Genomic DNA, 12,996 nt, shown 5'->3' with positions numbered 1-12,996 from the left:
TCCCCATGCCCACGATGATCCGATCCCTGCTGGCGGCCGCCGCCGCCCTGTCCGCCCTGTGCGCCTCCTTCCCGGCCGCCGCGGCCTATCCGAAGCACCCGATTACCCTGATCAATCCCTACGCCGCGGGCGGCCCGGCTGACGTGGTGGCGCGCAGCCTGGCGCGCGCGCTGGAAAAGCGCCTGGGCCAGCCGGTCGTGGTGGAAAACAAACCCGGCGGCGGCGCGTCCATCGGCACGGGCTTCGTGGCGCGCGCCAAGCCGGACGGCTACACGCTGCTGCTGGGCACGGCGGCGGGCCACGTGGTGACGCCGTTGATGCAGAAGACCGCGTACGACGGCGTCAACGGCTTTGCGTTCTGCTCGGTCGTGGCGGTGCAGCCCATCATGCTGGTCGTCAACCCGTCGCGCGGCATCAAGACGGTGCAGGAGCTGATCGCCCGCGCCAAGGCCGAACCCGGCAAGCTCAGCTACGGGTCGGCCGGCGTGGGCGGCGCCACGCACCTGGGCGCCGAACTCTTCCAGCAGGCCGCGCGCGTGCAGCTCAATCACATTCCCTACGCCGGGGCGTCGCCCGCGATCAACGATGCGGTGGGCGGGCAGATCGACCTGGCCATGCTGAACCTGTCCGCCAGCCTGCCGTTCATCCGGCAGGGGCGGCTGGTGCCGCTGGCCTATGCGGCGGACCAGCGTTCGGCGCTGCTGCCGGACGTGCCCACGCTGGACGAGGCCGGGGTGCATGGCGCGCAGGCCGCCACCTGGTACAGCCTGGCCGCGCCCGCCGGCACGCCGGCCGGCATCGTGCAGACGCTGAGCGACACCGTCCGGCGCGTGAACGACGATCCCGAGTACCAACGCGTCATGCAGGACCAGGCGATCGCGCTGATGGCGCTGTCGCCCCAGGAGGCCACGGCGTACGTCCAGAAAGACCGCGCCGACATGCAGCGTCTGCTCGGCACGCTGGGGCTGCTGGCCAAATGATGACGACGCCCACGCCATGAACTTCGACTTCAGCAAGCTGGCTCCGGCCGACGCGTTCAAGCTGCTTTCCAGCGTGGTCGTGCCGCGGCCCATCGCCTGGGTGGTCAGCCAGTCGGAAGCGGGCGCGCGCAATGCGGCGCCGTTCTCGTTCTTCAACGTGGTCAGCAGCGATCCGCCCATCGTCGCGCTGGGCATCGGCCCGCGCGGCGGGCAACTGAAGGACACGTCGCGCAACATCCTGCAGACGCGGCAGTTCGTGATCAACCTGGTGTCGGCGGAACTGGCCGAGCAGATGAACCACACCAGCCTGGACTACGATGCCAGCATCGACGAACTGGCGCGCGCGGGCCTGGCGATCGAGCCGTCCCTGATCGTGGCGCCGCCGCGCATCGCGCAAAGCCCGGCGGCGTTGGAGTGCGAGGTGTGGCAGGTGCTGGAAGCGGCGCCGCAGCGGGTCATCGTGCTGGCGCGTGTGGTGGCGCTGTATCTGCGCGATGATGCCTTGCTGGATGCCGGAAAATGCTATGTGGACACCCCGGCGCTGCGCCTGCTGGGCCGCATGCACGGCGCGGGCTGGTATGCGCACACCAGCGATCTATTCCAGATGCGCGCGCCGGAAGTGGCCAATGACCCGGCCATAACGCCCGCGCAGGGGCACTGAATGCCCCGCATGACCTTGAATCCCTTGGGAGCTTATCGATGAAACTGCATTGGTCGCCGCGTTCGCCCTTCGTGCGCAAGGTGATGATCGTCCTGCACGAAGCTGGCATCGCGGACCGCGTGACGCTGGTGCGCACGCCGGTCGCGATGGACAAGCCCAATCTGGACCTGCTGCCCGACAATCCGCTCATCAAGCTGCCGACGCTGGTGCTGGACGACGGCACGCCGGTGTACGACTCGCGCGTCATCTGCGCCTATCTGGACGGCCTGACCGGCTGCGGCCTGCTGCCCGCCGAACCCGCGGCGCGCCTGCTGGCCGAGCGCCGCCAGGCGCTGGGCGACGGCTTCCTGGATGCGCTGCTGCTGTTCCGCCAGGAACGCAACAAGCCCGCGGAGCGGCAGACGCCCGCGTGGCTGGACGCCTTTGCGCTGAAGACGAAGGCGGTGCTGGCCGCGCTGGAAGCCGAGGCGCCGGCGCTGCAGGCGTCGCGCTTCGACCTGGGGCTGATCGCCATCGGCTGCGCGCTGTCCTACATGGACTATCGTTTTCCGGACATCGCCTGGCGCGACGGGCATCCGGCGCTGGCCGCCTGGCACGAGCGCTTTGCCGCGCGCCCGTCGGTGGCGCGCACCCAGCCCGACGACACCCCTTGAAGAAAGGACGATGATGAGCCGCATCCCGCTGCCCGACCCCGACAGCATGACCGATGACCAGAAGCGCGTGTACGAGCAGATCATCTCGGGGCCGCGCGGCCGTCTGGTCGGCCCCTTGCGCGCCGCGCTGCACAGTCCCGAACTGGCCGAGCGCTGGCAGGCGCTGGGCGCGCTGCTGCGCTTTGGCACCAGCCTGCCGCCCCGCGTCAGCGAACTCGCCATCGTGGTCACGGCGCGCCGCTGGAACAGCCAGATCGAATGGCACATCCACGCGCAGGCCGCGCGTGCAGCCGGCATTGCGGACGCGGTGCTGGACGCGATCCAGGCACGCGCCACGCCGGTGTTCGACAACCGCGACGACGAAGTGGTCTACGAGTTCGCGCGTCAGCTCCAGGAAACCGGACAGGTCGAGCCCGCCCTGTATGCACAGGCGGTGGAGCGTTGGGCGGCGGTCGGCGTGGTGGAGCTGACTGCCGTGATCGGCTACTACACCATGGTGTCGATGACGCTGAACGCGCACGAGATCCCGATGCCGGACGACGCGCCGCCGCCGCTGGACACGCCGCGGCAGGACGGCGGACCGGCGCTCAGCCGGTTGGCGCCGCTGGGCAAGCGGGGGCAATCATGAGCGCCGCCGCCAGCGGGGACCGGAAAGCCCGCCCCTACGTGCCGGACAGCGTCGAGACGCCGCGCATGCCCGTCGCGCCGGCACATGCACTGCCCGCAGGCGCGTGCGACACGCATTGCCACGTCTTCGGTCCCTACGACCGCTTTCCCCTGCAGCATCCGTCGTCCTACGCCGCGCCGGACGCCGCGGCGCCGCGCTACCTGCGCATGCTGGACACGCTGGGCGCGGCGCGCGGCGTGCTGGTGCAGCCCGCGCCCTATGGCACGAACCCCGATGCGCTGCTGGACGCGCTGGCGCAGGGTGCAGACCGCCTGCGCGGGATCGCCGTGGCCGATCCGTCGGCCACCGATGCGCAACTGCGTGACCTGTACGAACGCGGCGTGCGCGGCCTGCGCTTTGTCGAGGCGCGCGACCCCGCGGGCAAGCTGTTTCCCGGCAGCGTGGGATTCGATCAGGTCGCCGCGCTGGCCCCGCGCATGAAGGCGCACGGCCTGCACGCGCAGCTCTGGGCGCCTTGCGACACCTATCTGCGCCACCTGCCGGCGCTGGCGGGGCTGGACCTGCCGATCGTCATCGATCACCTGGGCAGCCTGGTGCCGGCGCGCGGCGACTCGGATCCGGTGTTCCAGCTGCTGCGCGGATTGCTGGCCGAAGGACGGATCTGGATGAAGCTGACGGTGTGCCGCGTCGGCACCGCGCCGGACTACGAGAACGCGCGCTTCATCCACGATGCCTGCATCGCCGCCAATCCGGACCAGGTGCTGTGGGGTTCGGACTGGCCCTTCGTGCGGATGGGCGCCGCCGCGCCGTCGGCCGACGCGCTGGTCGACCTGGCGCACCGCTGGCTGGGGAGCGACGCGCTGCGCAGGAAGGTCTGGGTGGACAACCCGGCGAGGCTTTACGGCTTCAAGCAAACGGCTTAAGGGGAAGGCGGCCGCGCGCCGGCCCGCCGCTACGGGCTGGCGTGCCAGACGCCTTCGCCGCCGATCTCGCGCACCAGGGCCTCGATCTGCGAGGCCACTTCCATGACGGTGCGCCCCGGCCCCTTGGCGCGCGCGAACGCCATGGAAATGATGCGGCTCATCGTGGGGTCGCGTAGCGCGGCGATGCTCAGCCGCCCTTCCTGCACTTCCTGCCAGACCGCGTGCAGCGGCAGCACGGTGTACATCTTTTCGTGTTCGACGATGGACTTCATGAGCGGCAGGGAATCGGCCTCGATCAGGGGCGCGATGGTGATCTTGCGCGCCCGCGCCAGGCCGTCCAGCGCGTTGCGCAGGCCGTTGGGCGCGCCGGGCAGGATGAAGGGCAGGCCATCGAGCTGGTCGAACGTGATTTCGCCTGCCTGCGTGCGCGCATCGCCCGCCGCGCCGACGAGGTAGGAGTCGACGTAGGCCAGCGCCTGCTCGCCGGGCGGGCATTTGTCGCCATAGCGGTACAGGATGGCGATGTCCACGCGGCTGTCCGTCAGCCATTCCTCGATCTGGCCGCTGGACCCCTCCAGGATCTTGAGATGCACCTTGGGAAACTGCTGGCGCAGCCGCGAGAACAGCCGGCGGATCAGCGGATGCGCCGTCGACGGCAACAGGCCCAGCGTGACCTCGCCGGCGGGCTCGCGGGCCTCGCCGTTGAGCTCCAGTTCCAGGCGCTCGGCGTCGTGCAGCAGCGTCTGCACCAGCGGGAAGAGGCGTTCGCCCACTTCCGACAGGTTGACGCCGCGGCCGGTGCGGTTGAAGAGCCGCGCATTGCACTCGCGTTCCAGTGCATTGATGCGGCGGCTCAGCACCGACTGGTCCTGGTCCAGGTACAGCGCGGCGCGGGTGATGCTGCCCAGTTCCGCGATGGCCAGGAAAGCCCGCCATTTGTGCAGGTCGGCGGTCAGGTCCAGGCTCAGGCCCGTGGCTTTTGCGGTTGGCATGGTCGATGGCGGCAATGGGCGGTCGTGGGAATCGGCATAAGCGTACGGCAAAAGCGCGGGGGCATGGCGTTATTGCAGTCCCAGCTTGCCGCGCCGGATGACCTCGCCCCATTTTTTCGATTCCGCCTCCATCAGCGCGCGGTATGCGTCGGGCGTGGTGGCCATGGGGATGGCGCCCTGGTCGATCATTTTCTGGCGCAGGACGGGGTCCGCGAGCGACTTGGCGATCGCGTCGGCCATCTTTTCCACGATGTCTTGCGGCGTGCCGGTGGGCGCGATGATCCCGTAGTTGGACTCGACGATGATGCCGGGAAAGCCCGCCTCCTGGGTGGTGGGCACGTCGGGCAGGCCTTCGAAGCGTTGGGGGCTGGCCACCGCCAGCGCGCGCAGCTTGCCGGACTTGATGAAGCCCAGGGCGGCCGACGCGTCGCCGGGGAACATCTGCACCTCGTTGGACAGCAGCGCCGTCACCGCGGGCGCGGCGCCCTTGTAGGGCACGTGCATGATGTCGATGCCGGTCTGCTGCTTGAGCAGTTCGCCGCCCAGATGCGGAGTCGTGACGTTGCCGGCGGAGCCGTAGTTGTACTTGCCGGGCTGCTTCTTGGCGCTGGCCACAAAGTCCGCCAGCGTGGCGTCCGGCAGCGAGGGGTTGACCATGATGACCTGCGGAATGCGCGCCACCAGCGAGACATACTGGATCTTCGACACGTCGTACGGCACTTTCATGACGTGCGGCAGGCCGGTAATCGCGCCCGGCACGCCGAAGCCGAAGGTGCTGCCGTCGGGCGTGGCGCGCACGGTCGCGTCCACCCCGATGGTGCCGCTGGCGCCGGCCTTGTTCTCGATCACGATGGTCTGTCCGAGGCGCTGGCCCAGGGACGGCGCGAGCAGGCGGGCCAGGTTGTCGACTGAGCCGCCGGGCGGGTAGGGCACGATCAGGCGGATCGGCTGGCTGGGCCAGGGCTGCGCGGCGTGCGAGGCGGGCGCGGCGACGGCGCCCAGGATCATGGCCGCCACCGTCAGTGCGGTTGCTTTTTTCATGTGTCTCTCTCCGGATGCGCCGGCTCGGGCCGGCGCGTTGTCGTTGATTTTTCGCTGCTAGGCGCCTTGCAGGCCGAGGACCTGCTTGGCGTAGATGTTGCGCTGGATCTCGTTGGTGCCGCTGAAGATGGTTGCCGCCAGCGCGTTGACGTAGGGCGCCAGCGCATGGACGTTGCCGTTGCCGTAGCCCAGCCGCATCGCCGCGCCGCCGTATTCCTCGGCGATCTGGATCAGCAGCGCGCCCAGGCGCTCGTGCGTTTCGGTCGCCCAGATCTTCAGCAGCGACAGCTCGGGCGGCAGCGGACGGCCCGCCCTGGCCAGGTCCGCGAAGACGCGGTACATGGCGGTCAGGTCGGCGCTGTCCAGCCGCAGCTCGGCCAGCCGGTCCGTGAAGGCGGGATCGGCCAGCAGGCCGCGCTGGCGCGCGATGCTGAAGATCTGCTGCAGGGCATGGCTGGCGTGCTTGGGGCTGCCGCTGAACAGGCGCTCGAAGCCCAGCAGCGCCTTGGCGATATCCCATCCGGCGTTCAGCTCGCCGACCACGTTGTCGCGCGGCACGCGGACCTGGTCGAAGAACACCTCGCAGAACTCTTCGTGGCCCGATAGCGTGCGGATCGGCCGGCGGCTGACGCCCGGGCTGGCCAGGTCCACCAGCAGGAAGCTGATGCCCGCCTGTTTCTTGACGGTCTTGTCGGTGCGCACCAGCATGAACATGTGCGTCGCGTCCTGCGCCAGCGTGGACCAGGTCTTCTGGCCCGTCACCACCAGTTCGTCGCCGTCGATCACCGCCTCGCAACGCAGCGAGGCCAGGTCGGAGCCCGCGTTGGGTTCGGAGTAGCCCTGCGCCCACACCGCCTCGCCGGACAGGATGCCGGGCAGAAAGCGCGCGCGCTGCGCCTCGGTGCCGTAGCGGATCAGGATGGGGCCCAGCATGACCAGGCCCTGGTCCGGCGCGCGCGCCACGCCGTAGCGCTCGGCCTCTTCGATGAAGGCGATCTGCCGGGCCGGGGACAGCGCCATGCCGCCATGCTCGCGCGGCCAGGCCGGCGCGATCCAGCCCTGGCGCGATAGCGTGAAGTACCAGTCCTTGATCTCGTCCCAATGCAGCCGCCATGGCACGTGGCGCAGGGCGTCGGGGTAATGCGTGCGGAAGAACCGGCGCAGCATCGCGCGGAACTGCGCTTCGGGCATGGCGTTCCAGTCGGCGTCGCGCGGGAATTGCGCGTCGCTGGCGTCGTCCTCGCCGTCGTCATCGTCGGCCGGCGGGGCGGGATCGGGCGCCAGCGCGCCGTAGCGTTGGCGATGCGCCGTGGCGTTGCCCAGCCAGGCGCCCAGGTGCAGGGCGCTACGGAAATACAGGCTGACGTCGCATTCGTCGGTGTAGCCGATGGCGCCGTGAAGCTGGATGGCCAGCCGCGACGCCTCGATGCCGGCACGCGCCGCGCGGGCCTTGACCCGGCTGGCCGCGGCCTTGCGCGCCTTGGCGTCGCCGGGCGCGGCCGCGATGGCGTTCAGCGCGTCCAGCAGGCTGTTGGCGGCCAGTTCCACCTGCATCGCCGCGTCCACCAGCCGGTGCTGCAACGCCTGGAATGACGACAACGGCCGGCCGAACTGCGAGCGTGTGTTCAGGTAGGCCACCGAGTCGGCCAGCACCTGGCGCGCGATGCCCACCAGTTCCGCCGATTGCATCAGGCGGCCGTAGTCGATGGCTTCGTCCACGGCGTCCAGCACGCCTGCGCGCGCCAGCAGCGCGTCCGGCGTGAGGACGGCCGATTCGATCGCAAGGTGGCAGGCGGGCGAGCCGTCGGCGCGCTCGTGGGCATGCACCGTGACGCCCGGCGTGCCGGCCGGCAGGTAGAAGAGCGCGGAGCCCGCTTCGCCGTCGGCCGTGATGAGCCAGCCGTCCACGGCCGCGCCGGGGATGACGTGGCGCTTTTCGCCGTTCAGCACATAGGCGCCTTCGCGCGCGGTGACCGTGACGCCGAAGGCCCCGGCGGCCTCGCCGGCTTCGAGCTGGCCCTCGGTCTCCTGCCACGCCAGGCCCACGACGCGCTCGCCCCGGCAAATCGCGTCCAGGAGCCGGTCGCGCGGACCGGCGTCGCCCGCCGGCGCGATGCGGGCCAGCAGCGTCGTGGCCAGCACGCCCGCGCCGACGAGCGGCTCGGGCAGTTGCGCACGGCCGGCCTCTTCCAGCACGGCGGCCATCGCATGCCAGCCCAGGCCAAGCCCGCCCAGCGCTTCGGGCACGCTCATGCCCAGCCAGCCGACCGAGGCGATCTCCTTCCAGTATTCGCGGTCGCCCGCCGCCGCCTTGCGCTTGCGTTGGCGCTGGTCGCGGCGCAGCAGAAAGTCGCGCGCGCTGTCGCGGATTTCTTCGATGAGCTCGTGGTCGATGGCGTTCATACGATGCCCTCGGCTTGCAGGCGTCCGATCGCGTCGTCGGACAGGCCCAGTTCCGCGCGCAGGATGTCGGCGGTGTGTTCGCCCAGCATGGGGGGCGGCAGGCCGACGGCGATGGGCGTGCCGGAGAAATGGATGGGGTTCCGGATGACGGGCATGGCGCCCAGGGCGGGATGCTGGACGCTGCCCAGCACCTCGCGGTGCCGCACCTGCGGATCCTCGAATACCTGGTCCATGGTGTAGATGGGGCCGCAGGGAACATTGGCGCCGGCCAGGGCCTGGTTCCAGTCGGCCACCGTGCGCGCGCGCATCGCCGGTTCGATCAGCCGGGACAGGTCCGCCTGCGCGGCCGCCCGCTTGGGATTGGTGTCGAAGCGCGGATCCTGCGCCAGCGCGGGCAGGCCGATGACGTGGCAGAAGCTGCGGAACTGCGAGTCGTTGCCGACGGCCACCATCAGGTGCCCATCCTCGCATTCGAAGGCGCGGAACGGCGCGGTGATCTGCGAGGCCGAACCCATGCGGACGGGCAGCTTGCCGCTGGCCAGGTAATTCATGCCGATGTGCGAAATGGCCGCGATCTGCGCATCCAGCAGCGCCAGGTCGATGTGCTGGCCCACGCCCGAGATCTGGTCGCGGTGCCGCAGCGCGGCCAGGATGGCCGACACCGCGTAAAACCCCGCGGTCAGGTCGGACACCGAATAGCCGGCCTTGACCGGCCCCGCGCCGGGTTTCCCGTCCGGCACGCCCGTCACGCTCATCAGGCCGCTCATGGACTGGAAGATGGGGTCGTAGCCCGGCAGGTGGCTGTAGGGGCCGGTCTGGCCGAACCCGGTGATCGAGCAATACACCAGGCGCGGATTCAGGGCCGACAGCGCGGCGTAATCCAGCCCGTAGCGCCGCAGGTCGCCGGCCTTGAAGTTTTCGATGAGAATGTCGGCCTTTTGCGCGAGCTGGCGCACCAGTTCCTGGCCCTCTGGCCGCGAGATGTCCAGGGTCAGGGACTTCTTGCCGCGGTTCATCGCGACGAACGAGGACGTCTCGCGGCTGGGCTGCCCGTCGCGGTCCGGCATGGGATAGCCCTGGTGCCGCACGTCGTCGCCGCGGCCGGGGCGCTCCACCTTGATGACCTCGGCGCCAAAATCGGCCAGCATCTGCGCGGCCCACGGCCCGGAGAACACGCGGCTCAGGTCCAGGACCTTCACGCCTTCCAATGCACTGCTCATGGCGGCCTCTCCTTATCGGCCCTGGAACACGGGGGCGCGCTTCTCCAGGAACGCGCGCCGCGCTTCCTGCGCGTCCTCGGTCTTGCCGATGGCCGCCGTCATGTCCTGTTCGTAGCGGTAGCCGTCGCGCAGGCTCATGTCTTCGATGGCGTTGAGCGTCTGCTTGGCCAGCACCGTGGCCAGCGGACTCTTGGACGCCAGCTCGCGGGCCAGTTCCATCGCGCGGTCCATCAACGCCTCGGCGGGCACGGCGGCTTCGACGATGCCCAGCCGGTAGAGCTCGTCGCCGTCGACGCGCAGGCCGGTCAGCATCATGCGGCGCAGGCGCGAATGGCCGAAGAGCCGCATGCCGTGCCGACCGCCGCCCAGGAGCCCCACGTTGATCTCGGGCAGGCCCACGACCGCATCGGAGGCGGCCAGCAGGATGTCGCACGAGGCGACGATTGCCAGGCCGGCGCCCAGGGCCGCGCCGTTGATCGCGCCCACCACGGGCTTGGCGCATTCGCGGATCGCATGAAAACACTCGCGCGTGCGGCGCGAGTGCTGTGGCAGGTCGCCCGGCCCCTTGATGGTGGCGGCGCGGTTCTTCAGGTCGGCGCCGGCGCAGAAGGTCTTGCCCTGGCCCGACAGCACCACGGCGCGCACCTCGGGCGTCTCCGAGATCCGGTCCAGCACCCAGGACAGCTCATTCATCATCTCGGTGCTGAGCGCGTTGACGGGCGGATTGGCCAGCAGGATCGTCGCGACGCCGTCGGCAATCGATACCTGCAACGCGGTGTAGGGGCCTGCCAGGTTTTCCGGCATGTTCATGTCTCTCTCCTTGTCGTTCAGATGATCTTGCGGTCGCGATAGTCCTGGATCTGTTCGGCGGACAGGCCCAGTTCCGTCAACACGTCGGCGGTGTGCTGGCCCAGCAGCGGCGGCGCGGCATCGGCGCGCAGCGCGGCGTGGCCAAATCGCAGCGGGTTCATCACCTGCGGCACCGAGCCGGCGGCGGGATGGGGCAGGCGCCGCAGCATGGCGCGGTGCACGACCTGCGGGTCCTCGAACACTTCAGGCACGGTATTGATGGAGCCTGCTGGAACGCCGGCCTGCTTCAGGGCCGCCAGCCAGTGCGCGCGCGGCTGCGCGGCGAAGATCGCGTCCAGGATCGGGTCCAGCGAATCCTGGTTCTTCACGCGCTGGCTGTTTGTGAGGTAGCGCGGGTCCTGCGCCAGCTCGGGCGTGCCCAGCACGCCGCACAGCGTGGCGAACTGCGCGTCGTTGCCGACCACGATCACGATGTCGCCGTCGGCGCAGGCAAAGGTGCGCTGCGGCTGGATGTTCGGATGCGCGGTGCCGGTGCGGCGCGGCACCTTGTTGCCCAAGAGGAAGTTCATGGCCTGGTTGGCCAGCAGGCCGACCTGCACGTCCAGCATCGCGACGTCGATGTATTCGCCCTGGCCGGTCTGCGCGCGGCGCAGCAGCGCCGCCACGATGCCCAGCGCCGCGTAGACGCCGGTGGTCAGGTCCACGATGGGGACGCCGACCTTCTGGGGGCCGCCACCGGGCTTGTCGTCGCGTTCGCCGGTGACGCTCATCAGGCCGCCCATGGCCTGGATCAGGAAGTCGTAGGCGGGTTCGGCGGCGCGCGGGCCCGTCTGGCCAAAGCCGGTGACCGAGCAGTACACCAGCCGCGGGTTGATCCTGGACAGGGATTCGTAGTCCAGCCCCATGCGCGCCAGGGTGCCGACCTTGTAGTTTTCGAGCACCACGTCCGCGTCGCGCGCCAGTTCCTTGACCAGCGCCTGGCCTTCGGGCGTCTGCAGGTCCAGGGTGATGGAACGCTTGCCGCGGTTGGTGGCGATGAAGTAGGCGCCGTCTTTCGTGTCCCGGCCTTGCTCGTCCTTCAGGAAGGGCGGTCCCCAGGACCGGGTGTCGTCGCCCTGGCCCGGCCGCTCGACTTTGATGACGTCAGCGCCCAGGTCGGCCAGGATCTGGCTCGCCCACGGACCGGCCAGGATGCGGCTCAGGTCCAGGACTTTGAGGTTGGATAACAGCGGCTGCAAAGCCTTCTCCTTGACTGCGGTGATGTGAAGGCAGTCTAGGATTCGCCGGGCTCCAGAGGAGGAGCCCGGGGGCGCAAAGCTGTTATGCGGTTCGGGCTGCGCCCGGGGGGCGCGGGGAGGGGGCCGCGCTTACCTTCCGGTGTCCGGGTAATTGGGGCCGGCGTCGCGGAATCCGCCGCTGCTGTAGGGATTGACCGCGCCGGGATGGGGCGGTCCGCCCGGGCCGGAGGTGCATCCGGCCAGCAGCAGGGCAACGGCAAGGAGGGAAATCAGGTGATTCAGCGGGGCTTTCATGTGGGTCTCCTGCGTCTGCCCCTCAGCAGGCGCGCTTGCAGCGAATGAAGCGATTATAGGGCGGCGCATGCAGGGCAGCGCGCCCTGGGGGGGGGCGCGCAAAAGCAAACCGGGCGGCATCCCATGCAGGATGCCGCCCGGCGGGTTCCGGCGCGTGGCGCTCAGTTCTTCAGCGTGGGCGAGAACAGCGCCAGGACCTTGCTGTAGTCCCGGCCGCCGCCCGACAGCATTTCAGCCACGGACACGCCGTTGCGCGGATTCAAGGTCAGATGGATCTCGCGGTCTTCGCCGCTGGCGAAATTGGCCGCCGCCGAGCAGGCGTCGTCGTTGTCCTCGAAGCCCGCCATCGCCTGGCGCTGGATGCACTGCTTGCGGGCGTCGTCGATGAACTTGTCGAACAGCTTGGCGCGCTGCTTGTCCGGGTTGCCTTCGCCCGGGACGGCGGCGATGTTGTACCGCTTGTAGAGTTCGATGCTGCGCTTGACGTAGCCGTCGTCCTTGAGCGACAGGCTGCCCTCCGTGATGCGGACTTGCGCCAGGGGCGCCAAAGCGCGGTCGATCCGGCCCAGGCCCATGATGCCCATCATGCCCAACGCGCCAAGCGCCGCGCCGTCCTCGGCCAGGGCGGCGGCACCGTTGACGCGCTCCAGGCCCAGCATCAGCTCGGCGTCCAGCGCGTCGGGTTGCTCGAGGTTGAGGTGGATCGACGCGTTGTCGTCGTCCCGCTGGTAGTCCCAGCGCACGCGCAGGTTGGCGGGGGGCAGGTCGGATTTGCCCGCCTGGCGGATAAGGTCCGTCTGGCTAAGCACGCTGTTGCCGTTGGGCAGCGCGGCGCCTTCGATCGTCACGTCGCCGCTCTGGCGGTCGTACGAGTTGCGCAGGCCGCTTATCTTGACGGTCTCGATGCGGGCGATGGGCGACGCCGCCGAGCCGATCGTGACTTCCTTCAACTTGGCGGAGCCGAACGGCGACGCCGAAATGCTCTTCCAATGCACCATGTCGCGCTGGCCGGTCTTGTCCAGCAGCGCCAGCAGTTCATCTTCGGCCTTGCCGGACGCATAGACGCCCAGCCCCCACCAGGCGCAGGCGAGCGCCGCCACGACGCCGCCCGCGATCAGGGATTTCTTTTGTTTGATCATTGCGTTGCTCGTCC

13 protein-coding genes are annotated in these 12,996 nt (G+C 69.6%); 5 read left to right on the top strand and 8 right to left on the bottom strand.

The window, feature by feature from the left end; genetic code table 11:
* Positions 1-14 precede the first annotated feature (14 nt).
* Genes BXA00_RS05460 through BXA00_RS05440 form a run of 5 tightly spaced genes read left to right on the top strand, consistent with a single transcriptional unit; the run spans position 15 to position 3,845 of the window.
* Positions 15-980: a tripartite tricarboxylate transporter substrate binding protein gene (locus BXA00_RS05460; RefSeq protein WP_156902903.1), complete on the top strand. Its 966-nt coding sequence runs from the start codon at positions 15-17 to the stop codon at positions 978-980.
* A gap of 16 nt (positions 981-996) precedes the next feature.
* On the top strand, positions 997-1,641 hold the full coding sequence (locus BXA00_RS05455; protein WP_076516904.1) for a flavin reductase family protein: 645 nt from the start codon (positions 997-999) through the stop codon (positions 1,639-1,641).
* 38 nt (positions 1,642-1,679) lie between these two features.
* Entirely contained in the window at positions 1,680-2,294 is a 615-nt protein-coding gene (locus BXA00_RS05450) for a glutathione S-transferase family protein (protein WP_076516902.1), read from the top strand.
* A 13-nt stretch (positions 2,295-2,307) separates the two neighbouring features.
* Positions 2,308-2,922, top strand: a complete 615-nt coding sequence (locus BXA00_RS05445) for a carboxymuconolactone decarboxylase family protein (protein ID WP_076521810.1) — start codon at positions 2,308-2,310, stop codon at positions 2,920-2,922.
* Entirely contained in the window at positions 2,919-3,845 is a 927-nt protein-coding gene (locus BXA00_RS05440; RefSeq protein WP_076516900.1) for an amidohydrolase, read from the top strand. Before BXA00_RS05445 ends, BXA00_RS05440 begins: the two co-directional genes overlap by 4 nt.
* 29 nt (positions 3,846-3,874) lie before the next feature.
* On the opposite strand, the gene BXA00_RS05435 is transcribed toward BXA00_RS05440, so the two are convergent.
* From BXA00_RS05435 to BXA00_RS05405, 8 genes are all read right to left on the bottom strand, one after another.
* Complete coding sequence (locus BXA00_RS05435) at positions 3,875-4,837, bottom strand: LysR family transcriptional regulator (protein ID WP_076516898.1); 963 nt, start codon at positions 4,835-4,837, stop codon at positions 3,875-3,877.
* A 69-nt stretch (positions 4,838-4,906) separates the two neighbouring features.
* The gene (locus tag BXA00_RS05430) at positions 4,907-5,878 is read right to left on the bottom strand and encodes a tripartite tricarboxylate transporter substrate binding protein (protein WP_076516896.1); all 972 of its coding nucleotides are present in this window, start codon (positions 5,876-5,878) and stop codon (positions 4,907-4,909) included.
* Positions 5,879-5,935: 57 nt separating this feature from the next.
* Complete coding sequence (locus BXA00_RS05425; RefSeq protein ID WP_083714184.1) at positions 5,936-8,281, bottom strand: acyl-CoA dehydrogenase; 2,346 nt, start codon at positions 8,279-8,281, stop codon at positions 5,936-5,938.
* Complete coding sequence (locus BXA00_RS05420) at positions 8,278-9,501, bottom strand: CaiB/BaiF CoA-transferase family protein (RefSeq protein WP_076516894.1); 1,224 nt, start codon at positions 9,499-9,501, stop codon at positions 8,278-8,280. Before BXA00_RS05420 ends, BXA00_RS05425 begins: the two co-directional genes overlap by 4 nt.
* Before the next feature lie 12 nt (positions 9,502-9,513).
* The gene (locus tag BXA00_RS05415) at positions 9,514-10,311 is read right to left on the bottom strand and encodes an enoyl-CoA hydratase/isomerase family protein (RefSeq protein WP_369825600.1); all 798 of its coding nucleotides are present in this window, start codon (positions 10,309-10,311) and stop codon (positions 9,514-9,516) included.
* A gap of 17 nt (positions 10,312-10,328) precedes the next feature.
* Positions 10,329-11,549, bottom strand: coding sequence for a CaiB/BaiF CoA-transferase family protein (locus BXA00_RS05410; RefSeq protein ID WP_076516893.1), 1,221 nt, complete (start codon positions 11,547-11,549; stop codon positions 10,329-10,331).
* Between the two features lie 129 nt (positions 11,550-11,678).
* Positions 11,679-11,843: a hypothetical protein gene (locus BXA00_RS29050; RefSeq protein WP_172805852.1), complete on the bottom strand. Its 165-nt coding sequence runs from the start codon at positions 11,841-11,843 to the stop codon at positions 11,679-11,681.
* Between the two features lie 161 nt (positions 11,844-12,004).
* Positions 12,005-12,982, bottom strand: coding sequence for a DUF945 family protein (locus tag BXA00_RS05405; protein ID WP_076516891.1), 978 nt, complete (start codon positions 12,980-12,982; stop codon positions 12,005-12,007).
* Positions 12,983-12,996 lie beyond the last annotated feature (14 nt).

This window comes from Achromobacter sp. MFA1 R4, assembly GCF_900156745.1.
Taxonomy (GTDB): domain Bacteria; phylum Pseudomonadota; class Gammaproteobacteria; order Burkholderiales; family Burkholderiaceae_B; genus Achromobacter.
This window is presented reverse-complemented; position numbering and strand designations above follow the sequence as displayed.